Source organism: Fibrella forsythiae, assembly GCF_017353175.1.
Lineage (GTDB): Bacteria > Bacteroidota > Bacteroidia > Cytophagales > Spirosomataceae > Fibrella > Fibrella forsythiae.
Window position 1 is genome coordinate 29,695 of record NZ_JAFMYW010000007.1, and the last position, 24,852, is coordinate 54,546.

General features: G+C 53.2%; 22 protein-coding genes. 18 read left to right on the forward strand and 4 right to left on the reverse strand.

What is annotated here, in order from left to right; translation table 11 throughout:
- Window positions 1–195 precede the first annotated feature (195 nt).
- The 4 genes from J2I46_RS21110 to J2I46_RS21125 all read left to right on the forward strand — a co-directional run bounded on the left by J2I46_RS21110 (window position 196) and on the right by J2I46_RS21125 (window position 3,709).
- Window positions 196–1,407 (forward strand): parallel beta-helix domain-containing protein, encoded by a 1,212-nt coding sequence (locus J2I46_RS21110; protein WP_207331055.1) that lies wholly within the window; start codon window positions 196–198, stop codon window positions 1,405–1,407.
- Entirely contained in the window at window positions 1,394–2,443 is a 1,050-nt protein-coding gene (locus J2I46_RS21115; protein ID WP_207331056.1) for an SO2930 family diheme c-type cytochrome, read from the forward strand. Before J2I46_RS21110 ends, J2I46_RS21115 begins: the two co-directional genes overlap by 14 nt.
- 158 nt (window positions 2,444–2,601) lie before the next feature.
- Window positions 2,602–2,973 (forward strand): hypothetical protein, encoded by a 372-nt coding sequence (locus J2I46_RS21120; protein WP_207331057.1) that lies wholly within the window; start codon window positions 2,602–2,604, stop codon window positions 2,971–2,973.
- The gene (locus J2I46_RS21125) at window positions 2,936–3,709 is read left to right on the forward strand and encodes a membrane dipeptidase (protein ID WP_207331058.1); all 774 of its coding nucleotides are present in this window, start codon (window positions 2,936–2,938) and stop codon (window positions 3,707–3,709) included. The genes J2I46_RS21120 and J2I46_RS21125 overlap by 38 nt, the downstream gene beginning before the upstream one ends.
- 54 nt (window positions 3,710–3,763) lie before the next feature.
- On the opposite strand, the gene J2I46_RS21130 is transcribed toward J2I46_RS21125, so the two are convergent.
- Window positions 3,764–4,438, reverse strand: a complete 675-nt coding sequence (locus tag J2I46_RS21130; RefSeq protein ID WP_207331059.1) for a DUF3267 domain-containing protein — start codon at window positions 4,436–4,438, stop codon at window positions 3,764–3,766.
- Between the two features lie 103 nt (window positions 4,439–4,541).
- On the opposite strand from J2I46_RS21130, the gene J2I46_RS21135 reads away from it, so the two are divergent.
- Both J2I46_RS21135 and J2I46_RS21140 read left to right on the forward strand, forming a co-directional pair.
- The gene (locus tag J2I46_RS21135) at window positions 4,542–7,358 is read left to right on the forward strand and encodes an ABC transporter permease (protein WP_207331060.1); all 2,817 of its coding nucleotides are present in this window, start codon (window positions 4,542–4,544) and stop codon (window positions 7,356–7,358) included.
- A 71-nt stretch (window positions 7,359–7,429) separates the two neighbouring features.
- Window positions 7,430–8,245, forward strand: coding sequence for a glycine-rich domain-containing protein (locus J2I46_RS21140; RefSeq protein WP_207331061.1), 816 nt, complete (start codon window positions 7,430–7,432; stop codon window positions 8,243–8,245).
- A gap of 62 nt (window positions 8,246–8,307) precedes the next feature.
- Here J2I46_RS21140 and J2I46_RS21145 read toward each other — a convergent pair whose 3' ends face one another.
- Window positions 8,308–9,177 carry an SDR family oxidoreductase gene (locus J2I46_RS21145; protein ID WP_207331062.1) on the reverse strand — a complete coding sequence of 290 codons (870 nt, stop codon included), beginning with the start codon at window positions 9,175–9,177 and terminating at the stop codon, window positions 8,308–8,310.
- 158 nt (window positions 9,178–9,335) lie between these two features.
- On the opposite strand from J2I46_RS21145, the gene J2I46_RS21150 reads away from it, so the two are divergent.
- From J2I46_RS21150 to J2I46_RS21200, 11 genes are all read left to right on the forward strand, one after another.
- Window positions 9,336–10,832, forward strand: a complete 1,497-nt coding sequence (locus J2I46_RS21150; RefSeq protein WP_207331063.1) for a helix-turn-helix domain-containing protein — start codon at window positions 9,336–9,338, stop codon at window positions 10,830–10,832.
- Between the two features lie 123 nt (window positions 10,833–10,955).
- Window positions 10,956–12,260, forward strand: coding sequence for an NCS2 family permease (locus J2I46_RS21155; RefSeq protein ID WP_207331064.1), 1,305 nt, complete (start codon window positions 10,956–10,958; stop codon window positions 12,258–12,260).
- 69 nt (window positions 12,261–12,329) lie between these two features.
- Window positions 12,330–12,857, forward strand: coding sequence for a GNAT family N-acetyltransferase (locus J2I46_RS21160; RefSeq protein WP_207331065.1), 528 nt, complete (start codon window positions 12,330–12,332; stop codon window positions 12,855–12,857).
- A 159-nt stretch (window positions 12,858–13,016) separates the two neighbouring features.
- A complete protein-coding gene (locus J2I46_RS21165) occupies window positions 13,017–13,481 on the forward strand; it encodes a nucleoside 2-deoxyribosyltransferase domain-containing protein (RefSeq protein ID WP_207331066.1) in 465 nt (154 codons plus the stop codon).
- A gap of 154 nt (window positions 13,482–13,635) precedes the next feature.
- Window positions 13,636–14,319 (forward strand): uracil-DNA glycosylase family protein, encoded by a 684-nt coding sequence (locus J2I46_RS21170; protein WP_207331067.1) that lies wholly within the window; start codon window positions 13,636–13,638, stop codon window positions 14,317–14,319.
- 295 nt (window positions 14,320–14,614) lie between these two features.
- The gene (locus J2I46_RS21175; RefSeq protein ID WP_207331068.1) at window positions 14,615–15,682 is read left to right on the forward strand and encodes a sulfite exporter TauE/SafE family protein; all 1,068 of its coding nucleotides are present in this window, start codon (window positions 14,615–14,617) and stop codon (window positions 15,680–15,682) included.
- 109 nt (window positions 15,683–15,791) lie between these two features.
- Window positions 15,792–16,982 carry a trans-sulfuration enzyme family protein gene (locus J2I46_RS21180; protein WP_207331069.1) on the forward strand — a complete coding sequence of 397 codons (1,191 nt, stop codon included), beginning with the start codon at window positions 15,792–15,794 and terminating at the stop codon, window positions 16,980–16,982.
- A gap of 25 nt (window positions 16,983–17,007) precedes the next feature.
- Entirely contained in the window at window positions 17,008–18,096 is a 1,089-nt protein-coding gene (locus J2I46_RS21185) for a Gfo/Idh/MocA family protein (protein ID WP_207331070.1), read from the forward strand.
- A 290-nt stretch (window positions 18,097–18,386) separates the two neighbouring features.
- Window positions 18,387–19,121, forward strand: a complete 735-nt coding sequence (locus J2I46_RS21190; RefSeq protein WP_207331071.1) for a phosphoadenylyl-sulfate reductase — start codon at window positions 18,387–18,389, stop codon at window positions 19,119–19,121.
- A 128-nt stretch (window positions 19,122–19,249) separates the two neighbouring features.
- Window positions 19,250–20,146: a sulfate adenylyltransferase subunit CysD gene (gene cysD / locus J2I46_RS21195; protein ID WP_207331072.1), complete on the forward strand. Its 897-nt coding sequence runs from the start codon at window positions 19,250–19,252 to the stop codon at window positions 20,144–20,146.
- 97 nt (window positions 20,147–20,243) lie between these two features.
- Window positions 20,244–21,494: a sulfate adenylyltransferase subunit 1 gene (locus tag J2I46_RS21200; RefSeq protein WP_207331073.1), complete on the forward strand. Its 1,251-nt coding sequence runs from the start codon at window positions 20,244–20,246 to the stop codon at window positions 21,492–21,494.
- A 158-nt stretch (window positions 21,495–21,652) separates the two neighbouring features.
- Here the strand turns inward: J2I46_RS21200 and J2I46_RS21205 are convergent, their stop codons facing one another.
- Together J2I46_RS21205 and J2I46_RS21210 are read right to left on the reverse strand one after the other, a co-directional pair.
- Window positions 21,653–23,188 (reverse strand): FAD-dependent monooxygenase, encoded by a 1,536-nt coding sequence (locus J2I46_RS21205; protein ID WP_207331074.1) that lies wholly within the window; start codon window positions 23,186–23,188, stop codon window positions 21,653–21,655.
- Between the two features lie 40 nt (window positions 23,189–23,228).
- Complete coding sequence (locus J2I46_RS21210) at window positions 23,229–24,035, reverse strand: helix-turn-helix domain-containing protein (protein WP_207331075.1); 807 nt, start codon at window positions 24,033–24,035, stop codon at window positions 23,229–23,231.
- Between the two features lie 227 nt (window positions 24,036–24,262).
- Here J2I46_RS21210 and J2I46_RS21215 point away from each other — a divergent pair, with 227 nt between their 5' ends.
- The gene (locus J2I46_RS21215) at window positions 24,263–24,850 is read left to right on the forward strand and encodes a nucleotidyltransferase family protein (protein WP_207331076.1); all 588 of its coding nucleotides are present in this window, start codon (window positions 24,263–24,265) and stop codon (window positions 24,848–24,850) included.
- The last annotated feature ends 2 nt before the right edge of the window (window positions 24,851–24,852 follow it).

Here is a 24,852-nt window from a genome sequence, read left to right on the forward strand (position 1 = left end):
CCCCCGACTCAGGGTGACAGGACACTCAAAAATATTAATGACGACCTTGTGTGAGATTGTCACCCTGAGTCGGGGGCGCCTGTCGAAGGGCCACGCGTCAGCAACCTAGCTCGCGAAGCAATTCACTATAATAGCCCGAAAGAGTATGTGCCATTACTAGTTTTCTTCTACCCTAACTACCTAACTTCCTGACCAATGAAACTCCTTTTTATCCTTTTCACCTGTCTGTGCTGCTTGAAAAGCTTGGCGCAACCAGCTGTGCAGAAGCGCATTCAGACACAGTTGATCATGGCCGACAATGGCAGCACGATCGATCTTGATGCAGGTACGTTCATCTTTACCGGGAGTTTATCCATGGAGGATAAGAAGCGCATCATCATTCGGGGAAAAGGCGTTGACAAGACCATTCTCAGCTTTAAAGGTCAGACCGACGGCGCTGAAGGCCTGCGCGTATCGAATGCCGAAGCCATCGTGATCGAGGATATGACCATTCAGGACACGAAAGGCGACGCCATTAAAACCATGAACGTGAAGGGCATCACCTTCCGCAACGTCAAAGTAGAGTGGACCGGGCCACCTAGTCCCGAGAATGGTAGCTACGGCCTGTATCCGGTGCAGTGCGATAATGTGATGATCGACAAGTGTATCTCCATCGGCGCGTCTGATGCGGGCATTTACGTCGGGCAGTCGCGGAACATTGTGGTCAAGAACTGCGTGGCGCATCATAACGTGGCGGGGATCGAGATCGAAAATTCACGCGATGCCGATGTGTTCGATAACGAAGCGTACGACAACACGGGCGGCGTGCTGGTGTTCGACCTGCCCGATCTGGTGCAGAAACAGGGCGGTAATGTTCGGGTATTTAACAACAACATCCACGACAACAACCTGCCTGATTTTGCCCCGGCGGGCAATATCGTGGCCAGCGTGTCGGACGGGACGGGCCTGCTGATTCTGGCGACGAACAACGTGGAGGTGTTCAACAACCGCTTTCTCCGCAATCAAACCATGGGTACCGGCATTATCAGCTACCTGATCACCGAACGGCCCATAACCGATAAAGGCTATTACCCTTATCCGACCGCTATTTCCATTCATGATAACGTGTATGAGCGGAACCCCGGTCCACCCAGTTCGCGCGGGCGGTACAACAGCATTTTCAAGGCAATTCTGAAAGAGGGTCAGGCGGTTCCGCATATTCTGTACGACGGCATCGTTGATCCAGGTACGTTAGACAAAGCCGGCAAGCCCCTCCCCGATCGGCGTATCTGTATTCGCAACAATAAGAACCAGAGCCTGGTGAACCTCGATGCCGGACGCGGCTTTAAAAACGCGTCGCTCGATGCGGTGCCCTTCGACTGTCAGTTGACTCCCTTAAAAAATACGGCAGTTAATGAACGCAAATAGGCTGGTCACGTACCTGATTTATAGTATAACCGTAGCAACATTCTGGTTCGTATCGGCTGGCTGGCGGTCAGTAGCCATTCCCGAAAAGCTAAGCGACTACGGTTTTTTTGCAGGAAACCCCGCCGAGCAGCGCCCGGCATCCGGGGTTGTGCCTTATACGCTGAACACGCCGCTCTTTAGCGACTATGCTGAAAAACTCCGGTTCGTCAAGTTGCCCGCCGGGAAGTCGGTTGCGTATAATGATACGGCTGTGCTGGCCTTTCCGGTGGGTACCACGTTGATCAAAACGTTCTACTATCCCACCGATTTTCGCGACCCGGCGAAGGGCCGCCGATTGATCGAAACGCGGTTGCTGGTTCACCAGCCGGAAGGCTGGAAAGCGCTGGACTATGTCTGGAACGATGAACAGACCGATGCATTTCTGGAAGTTGCCGGCGACACAAAAACGGTAAATTACATTGATAAAACCGGTGTCAGTCACCAGCAACCCTATCTGATTCCGAACCTCAATCAATGTAAGGGTTGTCATAATCAACAGGAGGTGCTGACGCCGATCGGTCCATCGGCGCGGCAATTGAATGGCGAGTTGGTTTATGGCAACAAAGCCAAAAATCAGCTCATGCACTGGCAGCAGACGGCCATGCTTACGGGTATGCCTGCGCTGGCTAACTGCCCGAAAGCCCCCGTTTGGAACGACCCAACTACCGGTTCGCTAAACGACCGGGCACGTATCTGGCTCGACATTAACTGTGCGCACTGCCATAACCCAAAGGGACCAGCCATGACTTCGGGGCTGAACCTAAGCGTATCGGCTAAAGATCCTACGGCCATCGGCCTGCTGAAAACACCTGTTGCTGCCGGTCGCGGCTCAGGTGGACGATCGTACGATATTGTGCCCGGCAAGCCCGACGAGTCGATCCTCATTTACCGCCTGCACTCCACCGACCCCGGCGTGATGATGCCCGAGTTGGGCCGCAAGACGGTGCATACCGAAAGTCTGGAATTACTTCGCGACTGGATCGGGGCGATGAAATGATGCTTTGCTACTAGATGATTCGTTTCCCTTTTGGCAGATACGAATCGATCCAGGTCAGCTACTTTTAAATCAGGTCCCTGGCTACATTTAGTGCCGTATGAACAGGTCAAAACAGAATTACTCGCGTCGGTCGTTTATCTACACCTAAACCGGCGCAAGTGCCGCCATGGCGCTGCATCCATTCATCTCCCTGGGCGGTCGATGACGTTGACCCACGGGTAGCCGCTATCGTGGCCAATACGATCGGTATTGATTCGCACAATCACATAGACGTACCCTTTGTCGCCGCCGAAGTGCCCGGCCCTTCGCTTGACCTGACCAGCGACCTGAAACGGTCGGGCTTATCGGCCATCTGCATGACATTCGCCGTTGACCGACCAGCACTGGTCAATCCGGGCGATGCGTACGAACGCTTCAAGAACGCGATGGCCTCGATGAATGAGCAATTGGCCCAAAACGGCGTAAAACGCTCCCTGAACCTGGCAGACCTACGTGCAGCCCACCAAAAACGGCAGCCGACCGTCATTTAGTCTGTCGAGGGGGGGGCACTTTCTGGAAGGACATATAGAGCGGCTGGACGAAGCGTACAGTCGGGGGCTGCGCCTGCTCGGGCTGCTTCACGATAACGACGCATCGGTGCCCCTGGGTGATATTTACACTAATCCGCCGCAGTGGGGCGGATTAACCAAGTTTGGTGCCGACGTCATCCGGGCCTGCAACCGACTGGGTATCCTCGTCGACCTGACGCACGCCAGCAATGACACAATCAACGCGGCCCTGAAAGTAGCCACCAAACCCGTGGTCATCACGCACACCGGCCTCGATTCAAAGCTGGGAACCAACCCGATGATGGCCAACATGATGCGGCCAAGGCTTATCAGCAAGGAGCAGGCAACAATCGTTGCTAATGCGGGCGGCGTGCTGGGCGTGTGGACCCACCTGACCGACAGTCCGCTGGAGTACGCGCAGAATATCCGGGCAAACGTGGTCGATGTCGTTGGCATCGACCACGTTTGCCCTGGCACTGATACTAAGATGACCCCGACGTATAGACCAGGCAGCAATCCTACCAATCAACAGGGCGGTGGTCAAAATCGTGAACGGGTTGGTGAGCGCACGAATGGAGCCTGGCCCGATCAGCAGGTTGGGTTTTATTACGCCGTAGTCGATTCACTGCTGAAAACTGGCTTTACCGACACCGAAATTGGTAAGATAGGCAGCGGCAACTTTTGCCGCTTGTTCGATTCGGCCACGGCAGGGCACTGATGATGTTCGCCAGTCAACTCGGTTGTTACACCGTTGGGGTTTATTGCTTCGTTACTAGCTTATGCACTCGAAGAAATACGTTCGGCTTTCGTTCTCAACATCGTCGTAAGTAAACATCGATCGGTGCTGATTTTTGCGCCAGAAATTGATCAGCACAAAATCGCCGATACAGCCGGTTGTATGGAGAAACAGTAACGTTCCCCACACGACGCCGTAGGCCGGCAACAGAACCCAGACGACAATCAGGGTAGGCGTTAGTATCAGAAAGGGCATTGCGGCCACAAAGGCCACTTCGCGCAGGTTCATCACGTAATTCTGGGCGTAAGCATAGGCCATCATCCCTTTCCACGACCAGCCGTAGCCCACGCGGGGCGCACCTACCCGTTTGAAGAAAATGCCGTGAATGAATTCGTGGACAGTAATCAGCGGAAAGAACACCAGGAATCCGATCAGAAACTGGGAACCGCCAGAAACAAGCTCGTCTTTTGATAGCCACGTCGACATACCGGTACCCACAAACCAGCCGAACGTCAGCGATCCGATAAAGATGATCGCCAAACGCAGTCCAGCTTTAACTTTCTGATTAGTTGTTTTGGTAGTCGGCACGTTCTGACCCGACGGCGTTATTCCCAGCTCACGAGCCAGGAACTGCATCATTTCATCAATCCTGAACGAGTCGACAAGGCGGTAGTGGCCTGATTCGTGTAGATCCTGAATGGTAGGTTTCATCGGGGGGGGGACGGATGGGAAATTTAGGGCACAACGCCTTGATTACGTGACAAGTTTCGCCATCTTGTGTCCGACATTACTTCACCCTCACCTATCGTTTCAGATGCAAACGTTCTGGCAAACCGCCCGCTTCGAGTTTCGGTATCACCTCAGGCAACCAGTCTTCTACCTGTTGTATGGACTGATGGTTGCCCAGGGTTTTTTCTACGGCTTGGATGCGGTTAACGAGGAATTGTTCGGCCTCCCCTATTCAAACGCTCCCGGCCTGTTTATCAGCGTTTTTTCAACCGTTGGTGTTCTGTTCACGGCACTCGCCGCGCTGCTGACCGGCCAGTCATTATTACGCGATCGTACCTACCGTGTGGGCGACTACCTTTACGCCCTGCCGCTGAACGAACTGCTCTATTTCGCCGGAAAACTGATCGGTGTGCTGGGTACGTGTCTGTTGTTGGCTACCGGAATCGTACTGGGTACGTTGCTCCTGCCACTATGGGTTACAGTACCGGTTGGCCCATTTCCGCTGTCGGCCATTCTGGTATCGTTCAGTCTCCTGATGCTTCCTAATCTACTGATTGTCGTCAGCTTGGCCTATGCCTTAACGGCCGTTACGCAGCGAATGGCGGGCGCTTATCTGGCCCTGCTTGCACTGGTAATTGGGCAGGTGCTACTCCGCATAGGTGAGCCTGTCGTGGTCAGAAACGATCTGTTGCTCCTGCTCGATCCGTTTGGTCACATTCTGATCCGCGATGCGCTCAGCCAGCTTACGTCCTTCGAACAACGGTCAGGTACGTTGCCCTTGCCCGACCTGCTGCTTATTAATCGGCTGCTCTGGCTTGGTCTGAGCGGTGGCCTACTGGTACGAGCCGCCAATCGGCTGACCTTTCACTATTGGAGTGGCCTCCCGTCGCAACGTGCCACCAAACGTGACCTTGCTAACCCGCAGCCACAACGTACCCAGTCAATTCCCTTACCGTTGCTGACCAGGCGGTTCAACGGCCGGGCAAGCTGGCGAGTACTCTGTCAGCTAACTCCAGCTTACTTCCGACACGTGGTTAATCAGCCTGCCTTCAGTGTGGTGGGGCTGTTGCTTGTTTTGGCGATCATTGGGTATGCTACCGGCCTGGGCAACCTGACCGAGACAGGCCAACGATTGCTCCCGTCTACGTCCCGCATGACCTTCGTTCGGTTACCGTTGCTTTTTTTTACAGGCCTGTTTCTGTCGGTCTTTTCGGGCGAATTGCTCTACCGCGAGCGGAATTCAGGCATGTGGCCACTCGTTGACGCAACCCCTCAACCCGGCTGGGTTTTGTTTATAGCGAAGTACGCGGCCATGCTGGGTATTGCCGCTTTGCTTACAGGTACGTTGTTTCTGACAGGGTTATCAATACAGTGGCTAAACGGCCAAACACCCATCGACTGGTCTTTATATGCCAATGACCTGCTTATTGATGGGTTTCTTCGCTACGCGCAACTGATCGCCCTGGCTTTTCTGATCCAGACCCTCCTCCCCATCCGACTGCTGGGACACCTTGCAGCGGTGGTTGCAATCGGATTGTTGCTGTCCGTTGACGAATATGGCCTACAAGGCTCATGGCTAGCCGTTTACAGCAGTTTACCCAACTCATGGGCGTATTCCGAACTAACAGGGTATGGTAACGCGGGGCGGTTCCGCTGGGTCTATGCCGCTATGTGGTCGGTGTTGGCAATGGGCCTGCTCTCGCTGGCCTCCGGGTTGGTACAGCGAGGCGTAGTTGTGCCCATGCGGGTGGTGGTAAGGCGCTGGCAGTCGGGGCTGCGGCCTGGGTACGTTGTCTGGCTGGCGGCTGTGGTTGCTGGTGTTTGTATCGGTCAACTCTACCTTCGTTTGCCCGTCAATGAGCTAGCGGATGGTGCAGACACAGCAAGCAACGCCCCACTTTTACACCGGACAACGCAGGTCGTAACAGTGCAGAATCGGCCCGTTACGATCCACTACCACTATGTTCACAGCCAGAACCTTGCCCGGATACAGGCAATGGCCGCCCAGACCCTTCAGCAGGCGACAGGCTGGTTAGGTACGTTCCCATCAGCGGAATTGACCATTGCCGAAGTCCCCCGTTTCATGAAAACCCAAAGCGCATCAGCGACTCGAATCGATGTCAACGAACGCGATGGCTGGCTGACCGATACCAGCGATCCCTTCGACGCCGGACAGGTTGACCTAACTATTTCCAAAATCATACTGCGCCATTGGGTTGCGAAAAAGCGGCTAACCAGCGCTTTTATCCGTCAAAGCCTTCCTGACTACCTGGCCCTCCGGGTTGTACAGCATCAACGCGGTGATGAATGGCTGGCAACAGAACTGGCTCGTGTGCAGCGTGCTTGCCGAACGCCAGCCAACAAAAGCAACGTACCTGACCAAGTCCCAGCCCTGCTGACAGCCCGTGGTCCGTTGTCGCTTACGTGCGTTGGTGAAGTATGGGGGCATGACAAACTCTGTCGGCAGATCGGATCATTTGTGCAGGCTGCAAACCCGACAGACATACATTCGTTTGCCGAAAGCCTCACGAAAGCCCTGCCCGATTCACTAACGTACCTGGGAACGTACCTGAGCGAACAACCTACGTTTGATTTCCGGATTGGCCGGATCGGAACGTACCCGGATCGGTTGTCAGTTAAGGTTCGGGCCCACAAATACCGGACAGATTCGGCCGGGCAGTTGAACGAGCAGTTACTGAATGATTATGTGCCGGTCGTGCTGCTGAATGCAGCGGGACAGGTGATCTACCGCCAATTGATTCTGGCGAATACCGACGGTCGGACCGACAAAGTAGACTGGCTACCCGCCCACCCCGACGCTGTGGCGGTAATAGTGGATCCACTGGGTGCGTGGCCTGAACTCAACAAGCGGGATAATCAAAAACAACTGGCTCGCCTTTAACCAGTTGACAACAATTTCTGGCTTGACAACGCTTGGAAAGTTCCTGGAATAGCGTAACCCTTCTTACCATTATGAGAGCGACAATAAAGTGTATGTCTGAAGACGAAGTGGTTCTGTGGACAAAGCTCAGCACCTTCTCGATCGATGGGTCTGACAGCCGCCTGGCGCGGCCCTCGCTCACCTTTGCGGCACGGCTTGCCCGCGAAAACGGCTGGACTGCCGCCTACACGCAACGCGTCATGGAGGAGTACCGAAAATTCCTCTTCCTGTGTTGTGTAACCCCAACAGGCGTAACCCCCTCCGACCCCGTCGACCAGGCCTGGCATTTACACCTGACTTACACCAAATCGTATTGGGACGACCTTTGCCGGAACACCCTTGGACGCGACATTAATCATAACCCAACCAAAGGGGGCGCTAGCGAAGGGCAGAAATTCGATGGTATGTATAGTCACAGCCAGCTATTGTACGCCCATTATTTTGGCACCCCACCACCCGCCGACATCTGGCATAATAACCAGCAACGCTTTTCGGATATCGACTTCGAGCGGGTAAACCGGCGCACGAACTGGATCGTCCGAAAACCCAACTGGATTCGTGCTGAACCGCTGCTTCTCGGATTAATAGTTGCGGCTGTATCCGGGTTGTTTTTACAAGCTTCCGGCGGCGCGCTCCTTGCTTTCCTGGTCGGTTTCTTCCTGATCGGGCTCTGGATCTACAGCGTGTGGATTGATTTTTCCGCCAGTAATCGTCCCGGGAACGGCAGCGACAGTAGCGGATGTAGTTCGGCCGATTCTGGCGATGGACACCACGGAAGTCACGCTGGCGATAGTGATAGCAGTGGTGATTCCGGTTGCTCAGCCAGTGGATGCAGCAGTGGAGATTAAACAAAAACCCGACCGGTGTCCTGCACACCAATCGGGTTTTTGTCACTAAAACGGGTTGTCAATCAGGCATTCCCGCCGTTCACGTCCAGCAGGCTACCAGTAATGTACGAGCCATCACTCGACGCCAGCAGCACATAGGCCGGCGCCAACTCGTCGGGCTGACCGGGACGTTGCAGAATGGTTTTGCTGGCAGCTTCCTCGACGCCTTCCGGACCCATACCCGCACCCGGCAGAAATGGCGTATAGATCGGACCCGGCAATACCGCATTCACGCGAATCTTCTGCTCACCCAATTGTGTAGCCAACGACATGGTGAACGCGTGGATGGCCCCTTTCGTTGAGGCATAATCGACCAGTTTAGGCTGACCCATTTTACCCACGATACTGCCCGTGTTGATGATAACGTCGTTCTCGTGCAGATGGGGCAAGGCCGCCTGTACCATGAAGAAATAGCCGAGAATATTCGTGTCGAAGGTGCGGCGTAACTGTTCTTCGGTGATGTCGGTGATCTTCTCAACAATATGCTGATAGGCGGCGTTATTGACCAGAATATTGAGTTTACCGAACTCAGCCACGGTCTGCTCTACAGCCTCCACACACTTGGCTTTACTGCGCACATCCGACGGAATCAGCAGGCATTTTGTGCCAAATTGTTCAGCCAATCGCTTGGTTTCGTCGGCATCCTCCTGCTCCTCGTCCAGATACATAATCGCCACATTGGCGCCTTCTTTGGCAAAGGCGACGGCCACCGCCCGACCAATGCCGCTATCGCCACCGGTCACGATGGCCACTTTGCCAGCCAGTTTGCCCGCCGCGTTGTAGCTGGACAGATCGCTCTGCGGCTCAGGCGTCATTTTGGCCTGAATGGCCGGGAAATCCTGTACTTCACTTTTCAACTCGCCGCTTTCAGGGCGTTTCACCTCTTGTTCCATAGATTTAAAGAATCCGTTAACAGTTTGATTGTCCGGTAAAGCCGGTACTGCTATTAATAGACTTAAACCAGGTGTATTGTTTGGCAAATAGTCGCCAACGGCCTGATTATCGGGCATCCGCAGGAGAATGCTATCTTTACAGGTCTAAATCATCATCCGTGTCGCTTTCTTCCGATCATATTCGCCTGTTATTTGGGCTCAAACTCCGTCAGCTTCGTCAGGAAAGAGGTATTTCTGTCAGTGAGCTGGCTCAACGGTCGGGTCTGGCGATCTCCTACATTTCCGAAATCGAGAAGGGGCGCAAGTACCCGAAAGCCGACAAGATTTCGGGCCTGGCCAGGGCACTCGACGTCGATTATGATACGCTGGTTTCGCTGAAGGTTAATAAGAAGCTCGCTCCTATTGCTGACCTGCTCCGGTCTAAATTCCTGACCGAAATTCCGCTCGAACTCTTTGGCATTGACCCATCAGACCTGCTCGATCTGCTGGCGGGTGCACCTGATAAAGTCAGCGCCATGATCCGTACGTTCATGGATATTGCGTTGAGCTACAACATGAGCGTCGAGCGGTTATACCTGACCATGCTCCGGTCTTATCAGGAGATCAACGACAACCATTTCGAAGATATTGAGGTGGAAGCCAGTCGGTTTCTGACCGAATTTGCGCCGTCGGGGCGCTCCGTTGATACGGGTTTGTTAACGAACCTGCTGAAAACGCGCTATGCCGTTACGCTGACCTATTTCGATCCGGCTCAGCAACCGGCGCTGGCGTCGTTGCGGTCGGTCTACCGGCCCGAATCGCATACGCTGCACGTGAACAGCACGCTGACGGAGCCGCAACGCGCCTACGTGCTGGCGCGAGAGGTTGGCTTTCATTACCTCACGCTGAAGGTTCGCCCCTATACCTACGCCTATGTTGAAGCAGAGTCGTTCGAGCAGATTCTGAATAACTACAAAGCTTCTTATTTTGCCGGGGCTGTACTGATTCGCCGCGAAACGATGGTTGATCGTATAAACGAGTTATTTGCCCGCGACACCTGGAGCAACGAGGCATTACTGGAGGTTATCGATGAATTCGGGGCGACGCCTGAACGCTTTTTTTACCGGCTCAGCAATATTCTACCCCGCGATTTCGGCATCGATCAGCTATTTTTTTACCGGTTCAACCACGTACCCGGCCAAACCACATTTGCCCTCACCAAAGAAATGCACCTGTCGCGGCAACAGGGTCCACGTGGTATGGTCGACGAGCATTTCTGTCGACGTTGGGTAGCGTTGACAAGCCTGCAGGAGCTTGGCTTCCTGCAGCACCATAAAGATTTCACGGGGTCGCTGTGTCGGGCACAGTTGTCGACTTACGCCGATACGGGGCAGACGTTTCTGATCGTTTCGGTAGCGCATCCCCATCGCTCTGACCGATCGGATGGCAGCGCCGGACAGAATATGAGCGTGTCGATGTGTTTTGCGGTGAATGATACGCTTAAGGCAAAGATGCGCTTTTTGAACAATCCTGACGCGGGTATTCCGCACCGGGTCGTGAACGAAGCCTGCGAACGCTGTGGCATTTTCGACTGTCGGGAGCGGGTGGCCTCCCCCAAAGTGCTTCAGAAAAAACGGCAGCTCGAAGCCATGAAATCGGCGCTGGATACCCTGTAGCGTTCGATGCTGATTGATGCCTTTGCATGAAACGCGTATGATTTTGTCATCCCGACGACAGGAGCGGTCCGCCGTTGCGGGATGACAAAAATCTAACTAGTCGATACAACCAGACTGTAAATAGTGAATACGGCTCCACCCTCTACCCGAACCGAGATCCTCGCGGGTGTCTCGACCTTTGTTGCCACGATGTACATCATTGTGGTGAACCCGTCTATTCTAAGCCAGAGCGGGTTACCCTTTTCGGGCGTGGTAACCGCCACCGTATTGCTCTCGTTCTTTTGTAGCCTGATGATGGGCCTGTACGCCCGCAACCCGATTGTGGTGGCACCGGGCATGGGGCTGAACGCGTTCTTTACCTTTTCAGCGGTGAAAGGCATGGGCATCCGGCCCGAAGTGGCACTGGGTGCCGTATTTTGGGCGGGCGTACTGTTTCTGTTGCTTACGGTTTTCAATGTGCGCACTGCCCTCGTACGGGCGATTCCAACCCCGCTCCGGTACGCCATCTCGGTCGGTATTGGCCTGTTCATCACACTCATTGGCTTCGAGAACGCCCATTTCATCGTAGCCAGCCCCGCCACACTGGTGCAGATGGCCAATTTTCACGACCCAATTGTGCTGACATTCATGGTGGGTTTGCTCCTGACGGCTATGCTTGTCGCACGACGGGTGCCGGGGGCTATTTTGCTAGGCATCACATTGACAACGGCCCTGGCCTGGCCTATTGGCCGCTGGTGGGGCGATGCCTCCGCGATCAACTTCGGACAAGCTACATTAGTCAGTTGGAAGGGCGTAGTGGCCGCGCCCGATTTCAGCCTGATTGGCAAACTCGATTTAATCGGCTCACTGAAATGGTCGCTTGCCCCGGTCATTTTCGCCTTCGCCTTTACGGATCTGTTTGATAGCATCTCCACCTTTGTCGGCGTAGCAGAGGCTTCCGGCTTGCAGGATGAACAGGGTGAACCCCAACACCTAAGCCGATCGCTGCTCACGGATGCCGTAGCTACCACACTGGCCGGATTCTTTGGTACCAGTCCGGGCACCGCTTATATCGAATCGGCAGTAGGCATTGCACAGGGCGGCCGGACAGGCTTGGTAGCTGTTGTGGCCGGGAGCCTGTTTTTACCCTTTTTGTTCCTGTCGCCACTGCTTTCCATCATTCCAAGCCTGGCAACGGCGCCAGCCCTGGTGCTGGTGGGTACGTTCATGATTCAGCCCGTCACCCGCATTCGATGGACCGAACTCGATGAAGCCATCCCCTGTTTTCTGGCGCTGGTCCTGATTCCGTTCAGCTACTCGATTACGCAGGGCATCGTCTGGGGTTTTCTGAGCTGGACAGTCATCAAGCTGGCAGTTGGTAAACGACAGGATGTACCCATAGGCCTGTGGATCGTCGATGCCTTTTGCGTGGGCTCTCTCCTGCTGTAGGTACATTGCTTGCCCAACGTGAGCAATCCTGTATATTCGTGAAACTGCCCCGTGTGCACGCTGACGACTATGTTACCCGACCTGACCACCCTGACCCTCGACTCGGAACGGCTTCGCCTGTTGCCCGTTACTGACGAGTATACCGACCTGATTTTCCGCGAATTTACGCCCGAGGTGGCTACCTACATGCACCCGCGCCCCGCCAACGAACGAACAGAAACCGAAGCGTTTGTTGAGTCAGCAAAGGCATGCAATCGGGAAGGCAGCAGCCTGAACATGGTCATCACCGAGCGCCAGACGGGCGATTTCCTGGGCTGCGTCGGACTGCATAAACTGGCCGACAAACGGCCGGAGTTTGGTATATGGGTGAAACAGTCGGCGCATATGCACGGTTACGGACGGGAGGCCATTCACACACTGAAACACTGGGCCGACGAGCACATTCCCTACGAATACCTGATCTACCCCGTTGATTCGCGCAATATTTCCAGTCGCAAAATCCCGGAATCGCTTGGCGCGGCGATTATCAGTCAGTATGATGATACCGGCGGCATGGGCCAGGATCTAACGCTGATCAAATACCGGATTGAACGGTAGATTCATATCATTCCGAAGCGCGATCAGTATTAGCCATGATCGATATTTGTTTTAATAAATGGCCGCATAATCGTAGCGTTGTGCCCTTTTTGACAGGGTCGTTTGTGCCATTATATAATCAGTATAGTCGTCGCAGACTAATTGCAACAATTAATAGGTATGAGATATTCCTGCTTCACCATCGCATTACTATTTCTCTCTCTAACCACGTCTGCGCAGAAAGTCACCATCATAAAATCACCAGCAGCAGTACCCGCTAAAGACAATCGCCCTAAGATATTTTTAGGCGGCAGTATCGACATGGGCACTGCAGAGAATTGGCAGGCTAAAATCGAACAGCAACTGACAGATAAAAACGCAGTGTTACTCAATCCACGACGCGATGATTGGAATAAAGACTGGAAACCAGTCATTTCGGATAGCAACTTTAGAAAACAAGTAGAATGGGAATTGTCAGCTTTGGAACAAGCTGACATCATCATGTATTTTTCGCCAACCTCGCAGAGCCCAATCAGTCTTCTGGAATTAGGTCTCTACGCCAAAACAAAAAAATTAATGGTTGTCTGCCCGGACGGATATTGGCGTAAGGGGATGTGGATATTGTTTGTAAACGCTATAATATAAAGACGTATGACACCATGAGTGCGTTGATCGACGTACTGAAAGCGAAACTGAACTAATTAAAACGGGGTACAGACTGGATTAATCATAAACGTTTATCAGAAAAAATTAACTTTTGCTTTTTCAACTCTCAACGTTACGCCTTCACGTTAGCGCAATGACTTTTTCAGAACGGGCTATCCGGTTTTATCTCAATCAGCATGAGCCCGACAGCCTGCCAGCGGGTGTTTCGGCAATGAACCCGTACGCCGATCCGGTGGTGAAAGACATTGTTCAACGATTTTACACCAAGTTCTACAGCGATCAGCAGCCGCGAGTGTTCATTCTGGGTATTAACCCCGGCCGGTTTGGCGCGGGGGTAACGGGCCTTTCGTTTACCACCCCACAGAATCTGGCCCGTTACTGCGGTATTCCAAACGACCTGCCGCCCACACCCGAACTGTCGAGCCGATTCATCTATAAAGTGATCGAGGCATTTGGTGGCGTCGATGCCTTTTACGGCCGTTTTTTCCTGTCGTCGCTGTATCCGTTGGCGCTGGTGAAAGACGGCAAGAACTACAATTTTTATGATGATAAAGCCACTACACAAGAGCTGTGGCCGGTGATGATCGACAGCCTGCACCAACAACAGACGTTTGGCTGCGATAAGCGGGTGGCCATTTGTCTGGGGCGGAAAAACGAGGGTTTCCTGAAAAAGCTGAATGACGAGCAGGGATTTTTCGGACGAATCGTCACCGTCGATCATCCCCGATACATTCTCCAGTACCGCTCGAAGTATCTGGAACAGTATGTTGATATGTACCTGCAAGTACTGACGGATTGCTTACCTGAGTCATTCTAGTGGTAATGAGTAGCCAGAAAGGGTCATCCGGTCAACGTTGAGTTGTTCAGTTTGACTCTCTCTTTCACCGTAGTCGGTGGATGGGTGGCGGCAACGCACTTCGCTGGGCACGGCCTCTACTCTGGCAGAATTACCCGTCTTTGTTGTGCATTTATCATAAATGCGGGGTGCCGTGAACTATGCGGACAAAATATTTCTTTTACCTTTGCGCTTCATCAGCCAACTAAAACGCCACAATCGCTGTGGCGTTTTTCATAAGAACAATACTCTATTAAGTCGATATAGTTAATACATTATGCAGATCGACAATCAGGCTGAGCCTGTTTCTGAACCCGTATCCGCTGTCTCTGTTGCGCCAGCCATCGACCTCAACGGCATGTCTGTTGTCATTCAGGGTGAGCAAGCTGACCAGAAAGCCGTAGCCTTGCGAAAGGCGTACCCTGCCGCAAAAATCACGACTGCGCCACCGCCGCCTATCTGGCGGCGACGTACCCGGACCGAGATTGCAATCTACGTTACGGCAGCTCTGTCGCTGATGATCGTGGGGCATTTGCTGTTGAGCTATTTCACACTGGATCGCATTACGGTACTGGCAACGTCTGTTCGGGTCGAACCCGAATTTTTCTATTTTCTGATGGCTGGTTTTGTGGCCCAGATGATCGACGGCGCCCTGGGCATGGCCTACGGCGTCACGGCCACAACATTTCTGATGAGCGTGGGCATCAGTCCCTTACATGCTACGGCCAGCGTACATAGCTCCGAAATTTTCACCTCGGGCGTCTCGGGCTACATGCACCTTAAGTTTGGCAACATCAACAGCAAACTGTTCAAAGCCGTCTTGATTCCTGGTGTCATCGGCGCGGCGCTGGGTGCCTGGCTCATCTCCGAATTATCATCGTTTGAGCAATATGCCAAGGCGCTACAGCCCATCATTTCGGTGTATACGGCCATTCTGGGTATCCTGATCATTCGAAAAGCGCTCGTCAAACGGATTGTCAAAAAACCGATCAAAAACATCGGTATGCTGGCCTGGACGGGTGGCTTTCTCGACTCAATCGGTGGCGGTGGTTGGGGCCCGATCGTGAACTCAACACTTATCGCCAGTGGGCGGCATCCGCGTTACACCATTGGCTCGGTCAACCTGGCTGAATTCTTTATATCCTTCGCTTCGTCGGTGGTATTTGCTCTCTACGTCGGCTTGGGCAATTACGGCCTGGTTATCCTGGGTCTGATACTGGGCGGCAGCATCGCGGCACCCATTGCGGCACATCTGGCACAGCGCCTTCCTGTTAAAACCATGATGGTATTGGTCGGCATCGTCGTGATCATCGTAAGTTTGCGGAAAATAATCATGTTCTTTTAAGCCATAAAGTGGTCATTTTGCTGCGCGGACATTGATTGTCATTAAGTAGTCATCCATTGCAAAACAATAAATGGCCATAAATGACAGCGAAGCGAATGACATTTCTCCCATGAAAAAACAGACCAAAGCCATACGTACCCAGACGAAAAAAACACAGTATCGGGAGCACTCGACCCCGCTGTTTTTAACGTCTAGTTTCACCTTCGAAAGTGCCGAACAGGGCAAAGAGCTCTTCGAGGAAACCATCGAAGGAAACATCTATAGCCGCTTCTCGAACCCCAACGTCACCGAGTTTGTCGACAAGGTTTGTATGCTGGAAGGCGCCGAAGAAGGCATCGCCACGGCAACAGGTATGGCGGCGGTATTTGCGTCGATGGCGGGTCTGTTAAAATCGGGTGATCACCTGGTAGCCTGTCGGGCACTATTCGGCTCGGCGCATCAGATCATCACCCAGATCCTGAGCAAATGGGGCATCACCCACACCTACGTCGACGCGACGGCGACGGAAGCCGAGTGGGAGGCGGCCATTCAACCGAATACCAAAATGGTCTACCTGGAAACGCCCTCGAATCCCGGCCTTGAACTGGTTGATCTGGCGATGCTGGGCAGGTTGAAAGAAAAGCACGGCTTCGTTCTGAACGTCGACAACTGCTTTGCCACCCCTATCCTGCAAACCCCACTCGACTTCGGTGCCGATCTATCTGTTCACTCGGCTACTAAATTCATGGACGGTCAGGGCCGGGTGCTGGGCGGCATTGTGGTAGGCCGCGCCGATCTGATTGCCCCCATTCGTTTTTTTGCCCGGCATACGGGTCCTTCGATGTCGCCCTTTAACGCCTGGACATTATCGAAGAGCCTCGAGACGCTCGAATTGCGCATGGAGCGGCATTGTTCAAACGCGATGGCACTGGCCGAAGCCCTGGAGAATCATCCCGACGTGGCAACGGTGAAGTATCCGTTCCTGCCTTCTCATCCGCAACACGATCTGGCCAAATCACAGATGAGCGCGGGTGGCTCCATTGTCACCATCGAACTGGAAGGGGGCTTTGAGCGCGTACAGGCATTCATGGAGGCGCTGGAGATTCCAACGCTCTCATCGAATCTGGGTGATTCGCGCACGATCGTGACTAACCCGAATACAACTACACATGCGAAGCTGAAACCTGACGAAAAAGCGGCGCTGGGCATTACGCCGGGCCTTATTCGTATCTCGGTTGGGCTGGAACACATCGATGACCTGATCGCCGATTTTGAGCAGGCAGCGACCGTGAGCGCTGAGATTTTGAAAGAACGCGTATAATCACCTGATTCGCCCGCACCAGCCAATGTTAACCCGCCTCACCCTCCTACTGCTCCTGATCACGCAGTTTGCCGTAGCCCAAACAGCGCCAAAGCCGCTGCGGGTTGGCATTGCGGGGTTGACGCATGCACACGTGAACACGATACTCGGTCGGCTAAAAAAAGGCGATCTTGTTTTGGTTGGCATTGCCGAAACCAATCTCGATCTGGCCGGGCGACTGGCCAAGCAATACGGGTTTGATATGGCGCTGGTTTATCCGACGATCGATGAGATGCTGACCAAAGGCAAGCCGGAAGCCGTGCTTGATTTTGGGGCCATCGCCGATCATGTGAAAACCGTTCGGGTTTGTGCGCCGCGTGGCGTTCATGTCATGGTTGAGAAGCCGCTTGCCACGACCTATGCCGATGCCGTTCAGATGGCGGCATTGGCCCGAAAACATAAGACGCAGTTACTGACGAATTACGAAACAACCTGGTACGGCAGTAATCACCGTGCCTATGCCGTGGCTCATACAGACAAGGCTATCGGCGATATTCGGAAGATCGTGGTACATGATGGGCACGAAGGACCGAAAGAAATTGGCTGCAATCCGGAGTTTCTGGCCTGGCTGACAGACCCGGTCGCCAACGGAGCCGGTGCGCTGTTCGACTTTGGCTGCTATGGCGCCAACCTGTCGACCTGGCTCATGCAGGGCCAGCGACCAACGTCGGTGCGTGCGGTGACCCAGCAGATCAAGCCTGATCTGTATCCGAACGTTGATGACGAAGCGACCGTTTTACTAACGTACCCGAAGGCACAGGCCGTGATTCAGGCATCCTGGAACTGGCCATTCGGTCGCAAGGATATGGAAGTATATGGGCAAACTGGGTACGTTAACACCATCGATGGCAACCGGATGCGCGTGCGGTTAAAGGCTGACAAAGCTGAACGGCCCATGGAAGCCCCTCAAACGGAAGCTCCCGCCAGCGACCCGTTTACGTACCTGGCCCGTCTACTACGCGGTGAAACCAAACCCGACGCGCTCACATCGCTGGAAAACAACCTGATTGTTGTCGAAATTTTAGACGCCGCCCGTCAGTCAGCCAAAACGGGTAAAGCGGTTATCTTGAAGTAGTTTATGATAGGCCCGCAAATTATACTTTGGTTGTTCCTGACTGTGCTCCCTATCAGCACATTCTTCTGGAGTTTTTTGCTGGTCTATCCGTGGCGTTATTTCAAACAGTATGTGATTGGCCATGTAGCGCTAGTCGTTATTTATGTCGCGATATTTCGCTTATTAGTTCACTCTGAATCCGATCCAGACGGCGTTCGTTTCGCACTTTGGCTAGTCGTGGCGGGTTATAGTCATTGCTTACTGGGCACATTTGTTGCCTTTTTCAGCCGAAAGAAGTTCTTACGATACGTATGATTACCGAATCCACCTCCCCCACCCTCGAATCACTTTCAGCCCAATTAGCAGGTCTGAATGAGGTCGACGCGCTCCGAAAACTAACGGAGCTTTTCCCCGGTCAGGTCGTTTTTTCGACGAGCCTGGGTTACGAAGATCAGGTCATCACTGACCTTATTGCCCGAAACGAGCTACCTGTTCGGCTCTTCACGCTGGATACCGGCCGCATGTTCGGCGAGACATATTCGGTCTGGAACAAGACGCTGAGCCGCTACGGACTGCCCATCGAAACGATGTTTCCCGATCAGGCAAAGATCGAACAGCTAATGACCGCCAAAGGCCCATATAGCATGTACGAGAGTGTGGACAACCGGAAAGAATGCTGCTTTATTCGGAAGGTAGAGCCGTTGAACCGGGCACTGGCAGGCCAGAAAATATGGATCACCGGCATCCGGGCCGAGCAGTCGAACAACCGGCACGACATGACGCAGCTGGAGTGGGACGAAGCCCATCAACTGTTCAAGTTCCACCCGTTGATGAACTGGTCATTCGATGACGTAAAAGCCTACGTCAAAGAGCATAACGTACCGTACAACCCCCTGCACGATAAGGGGTTCGTGAGCATTGGCTGTCAGCCTTGCACCCGCGCCATTCAGCCCGGCGAAGATTTCCGCGCCGGCCGCTGGTGGTGGGAAGACAATTCGAAAAAAGAATGCGGTCTTCATACCCACGAAGAAGTTTTCAAACCGTAACATCATCAGTTTACCGTTTGCTGTTTACTGTTTTCTGTTGCGCTGCTAAATCACGGATTGTGTAATCAGCAGCGCAACAGAAAACAGTAAACAGCAAACGGTAAACTGAAAACAGTAAGCTGTTTTTTATGGATTATTTAGATCAACTCGAATCGGAAGCGATTCACATCATGCGGGAAGTGGCCGGTCAGTTTGAACGGCCTGCTTTGCTGTTTTCGGGCGGTAAAGACTCGATTACGCTCGTACATCTGGCTCGTAAAGCGTTTCGCCCCGGCAAATTTCCGTTCCCGCTCGTGCATATCGACACGGGACATAACTTTCAGGAAGCCCTTGATTTCCGTGACTGGCTGGCCGATAGCCTCGGCGAACGGCTGATTGTCAGGTACGTTGAAGACACGATCCGTACCCGGAAATTGAAAGAGCCTACCGGCCGCAACGCCACCCGCAACGGACTGCAAACGTTCACCCTGCTGGATACCATCGAGGAGTTCGAGTTTGATGCCTGTATCGGTGGTGCCCGTCGAGATGAAGAGAAAGCACGTGCAAAAGAGCGGGTGTTCTCGGTGCGTGACGAGTTCGGTTCATGGGACCCCAAGCGGCAACGTCCCGAGCTCTGGAACCTATACAACGGCCGGATCCACAAAGGCGAAAACGTGCGCGTGTTCCCCATCTCCAACTGGACCGAACTCGACGTATGGAATTATATCCGTCGCGAGAACATCGCCCTGCCAAGCCTTTACTTCGCCCATGACCGCGAATTACTGCTCCGCGACGGTAAGCTGATGGCCACTGCCGGCAATGTGATTCAACAGGAAGCCGACGATGAGCGCGTAACCCGCCGGGTACGTTTCCGTACCGTTGGCGACATCTCCTGCACCGCCGCTTCTGAATCGGATGCTGATTCACTCGACGAAGTTATTGCCGAGATTCAGGCTACGCGCGTGTCTGAACGGGGCGAAACCCGCATGGACGATCAACTATCCGAAGCCGCCATGGAAGACCGCAAGAAAGGCGGTTATTTTTAAAGAGTGAAAGGGAGAGAGAGTGAAAGAGTGACTGGTTAATGCCGGCACCTCCTCTCTTACGCACTTTCACTCATTCACACTTTCACTCTTTGACACATTGGACTTACTACGTTTTATAACCTGTGGCAGCGTTGATGATGGAAAAAGCACCCTCATTGGTCGTCTGCTGTATGATTCCAAATCAATCCTGGCCGATCAGCTCGAAGCCATCGAGAAAGCCAGCAAAAGTCGGGATAATGGCGAGGTTGATCTAGCCTTGCTGACCGACGGCCTTCGCTCGGAACGCGAACAGGGAATTACCATCGACGTGGCGTACCGCTACTTCCAGACAACCGCCCGCAAGTTCATTATCGTCGATGCACCGGGGCACATTCAGTACACCCGCAACATGGTGACCGGCGCGTCGAACTGCCAACTGGCGATTGTCCTGATCGATGCACGGCATGGTGTGGTAGAGCAGACCCGGCGGCATTCACTCATCGCCAGCATGCTCGGTATACGGCACGTAGTGGTGGCGGTAAATAAGATGGACCTGGTCAATTTCTCAGAAGATGTTTTCTCGAATATCTGCATCCAGTACGCCGAACTAGCGCAGAAACTGACCATTCCCGATATCACGTACATCCCAATGAGCGCGCTTAACGGCGATAACGTGGTTGATCAATCAGCGGCGATGCCGTGGTATACGGGCACAACACTGTTGAGCCACCTGGAAACGATTGAGATCGACCAGAGCGACAGCCAACTGCTTGGCCGTCTGCCGGTTCAGCTGGTCATTCGCCCTCAAACGGCTGAACTACCTGATTATCGGGGGTATGCCGGAAAAATTAACAGCGGCTCGTTCTACGTAGGTGAAGCCGTAACCGTGCTCCCATCCGGCGAAAGCTCGACCATCTCTCGGATCGAAACTAATGAACAGGATGTTCAGGTAGCGCACGTAAACCAATCGGTTATTTTGCACCTGGCCGACAACATCGACATCAGCCGGGGTGACCTGATTGTGCCGTCGGCCAACCAGCCGGTATTAAGTCAGGATGTTGACGCGATGCTTTGCTGGATGGATACCAAAACGCTGTCGCTCGGCAGCAAGTACGTGTTACAGGTAGGTACGTCCCGCACGCGCTGTTCGGTTCGGGCCATTCCGTATCAGTTGAATATTGAGACCTATGAACAGATCGAAGGCGTTGATACATTGAAACTGAACGATCTGGCACGGGTAGTGCTGCGTACAGCTCAGCCCGTTGCTTTTGATCCCTATGGTCAAAACCGGGCCAACGGCGGAGCCATTCTGATTGACGAAACCAGTAACGTGACGGTTGGAGCACTCATGCTCCAGGGTGAAGCGTAGCCAAATAGCATTAGAATTGTAAGGTACGTCCTTACTAATCGCCTCAGCAGACACAATTGACGTTGAGGCGATTAGTAAGGACGTACCTTTTCTCGTTCATAAAGCGCGGCCACCTACGGCAATAACGAATAAGTCACACCTTGATTCTGAGCGTTTAGCTACTCATGAACGAACCAGCGAGCGGCTGCTTTACGGAGTTCGTTATAACCGGAGTCGTTATCCGATGCCCAGGCAATAATTCCGTCAGGACGTATCAGAAGGGCATGCACAGCCAAATGGTCTTTTACCCTGTCCGATATATAATGAATTCGATTACCAATGTCACTTGCCAGCGTTTTAAGAGCCGGATTACCATCAAAATCGAGCAGTATGCCTTGACCATCGCGTAGTAGCTCGCCAAGTCGTGTACCATTCTCGAACTCAACATCAGGAACGCTATGACCGACAAGCGGGTGGCCGCTACCCAGATCATAATGCGTGTAAATACCCCACACCCGTCCGGCCATGTACGTGGCACCGTCGCGCGTTTGCATCAGGTCGCGGATAATCGCATTCAGCGCACGGGCATGTGGGTCCGGCCGCATAATGGCTACCTGAGCACGTGACCAGTCCAGCACCTGGGCACCAATTGGATGGCGCTCGGTAGCATAACTGTCCAGCAAGCCTTCCGGCGCTTTCCGTTGTATAGTTGCGGCCAGCTTCCAGCCAAGGTTCATAGCATCACCTATACCAAGATTAAGCCCCTGACCTCCCAAGGGCGAATGAATATGCGCAGCATCACCGGCTACCAGTAACCGTCCGTTGCGGTAGGTTGTGGTTTGCCGTGCCCGGTCAGTCCACGTGGTTGCGGTATGAAGCGCATTGATTGCAACGTCGGTGTTCGACACACGACGTAATACATCCTGCACGTGTTCAAGCGTAACTGACTTTTCGGCCTTATGCGCTGCCCCGCCATCAAACTCCAGCATTACCAGATAGCCAGGCTGCGACTGGAAATACATACCAGTTGGTGTCAGGTTGCGGCCTGGGCGTAGTTTCTCCGGGTCGGCAAGGTCAACCTGAGCGGAGTAGCCGGTAAATGCTGGCTCTGTACCGGCAAACTCAAACCCGCCCGCTTTGCGAACAACACTGCGGCTTCCATCGCACCCCACAAGCCATTTGCCCTGAAACGATTGCTCACCTGACTGGCAAAGTACCCCATCCTCGGTTTGACGAACGTCGGTCAGGGTAAGCCCGCGCCTGATGCCCACGCCTAATGATTCTGCACGGCGAGTCAGCACCGTTTCAAGCTCCTCCATCGTAGAAATCAAACTTGGGTCGGTCGAACCTGGCAGGCGAAGCGTCCACTGCGACGTATCAATGTCGTTGAGATTGAATGGAATGCCCGCGAAGTGTCCACCCTGACGATGTGGCTGCGGCCCTTCCTTACCTGGGGTGCTATGTGGGTTTTTAAGGCGTTTATGTAGTTCAAGTTCGTCCAGCAATCCGCGGCGATAAAATGCTTCTATAGTAGGAGCCGATAGTCCACGAATCCCAAAAGGAAATTGCTTCAAAGGCGAGTGTGGGGTTTCTTTTTTTTCCAGTATCAGAACTGAACAGTTGGCCAGGGCCAGTTCACAGGCCAGAAAAAGCCCTACAGGGCCCGCACCTGCGATGAGTACATCGTAAATAGACTGATTTTGTGTTGCTTTCATAAGGACTGATTGTCACACAAAATTCTGGATTGCCTAAGGCCTAGGCTTGTACAAACGCGACAAAATCGATAGCCTGTTTTTTTGCTTTCCGCGCGAATGCGCCTGGTGACGTGCCACTGTACCGCTTAAACTCTCGGCTCAAATGAGATTGATCGGTGTAGCCAAACTCATGCGCTATACCAGCCAGATTGGCATCCGGAAAAAGCCACAGGTGGTTTCGAACCTGCTCAAAACGAATTAGACCGGACACGTCTTTAACGCTATAGCCAGACGATTGCTTGAACTTCCTTTCCAGCGTACGAATCGTCGCATGCGCCGCCGCAGCTACCTGGCTCACCGGCATGGTACCGTTTGCTTTCCGCATGGCAACGCCAGCCCTGGCCAGCGTGTTGTCGCTGGCAGTTCGCGATCGGTTATCCAGAAAATACTGGTCCAAGTGATCTAACGCCGTCTCTATATCACCAGCATGGATCAGCTTTGTTAAGATGGGTTGAAGCTGAGCAATTGGATGATCAACTACCCGTAGTCCGTCATTACCTGGTGGCAGGCCTAGCAAATCGAAGACGGCCCAGGGAAAGCATCGGATGCCGATGATTTCCAACCGATTTCTCGTGTAAAAAACAACCGGCTGATTAAGCAGCCATACCATAAATGGTGATGGCAATGGCTGCAAGCCTCCATTGTGGAAAATGCTACAGGCACTTCCAAAATAAAAGATCAGTTCAGCGTAACCGTCAGGCAGTACCTCAAAATTCGACTCCTGTTCTCCGACATCTCGACTGTTATACCAAAAGCACTTTATGGAATCCTGTAGCCCTTTCGGAGGTGAAAATTCTTGGTGCAGCATGGGTAAAAGTAGTTTATAGCGCTGGTTGTGGGCAAGGTCGCTTTTCCCCTGATGTGAGAACCTTCTGGAAACGGGCAAGCAGGCCGGTGAATATGATTTCTCAGACAGTACGGTATAGCCAGCTATTTTTGGTTGGAAAGCATTGACAGCTTCCACAGTATACATCTGCGCTACTGCGTAAATCGTTACGTATCGAAATTACTATAAGACAGTAAAGCTACCTACCTATGACTATCGGCACCATTATTCTGGCCGCAGGCGAATCGTCTCGCCTGGGACAGCCTAAACAATTACTGGAAAAGAACGGACAACCGCTTGTTCGCCATATGGCGCAGCTTGCCCATGACCTCAACGCCGGTCCGGTTGTCGTTGTCGTCGGTGCCAATGCCGAACCTATCAGGGAAGCGATTCACGATATTCAGGTCCGTGTTGTGCCGAACCCAGACTGGAAAACGGGCATGGCCAGTTCGCTTAAAGTCGGCGTGGAAACGCTGGAAAAGACATTCCCCGAAGCCATTCTGGTTCTGCTGACGGATCAACCTTATGTAAGCCGGGCGCTGATCGAGCAACTGATCGAAACAGCCACGTCGACGCATAAAGGCATTATCGCCAGCGAATACGGCGACACACTGGGTGTTCCTGTGCTGTTCCGCCCCGAATTTTTTGAGGCGTTGAAATCGTTGGAAGGTGATACCGGTGCCAGAAAGCTGGTACAAAAACACCCCGACGATGTAGCCGGGGTGCCATTTGAGCAGGGTACCATCGATTTAGATACGCCGGAAGACGTAGCCAAATGGCAGTCTGCTACTGAATAAAC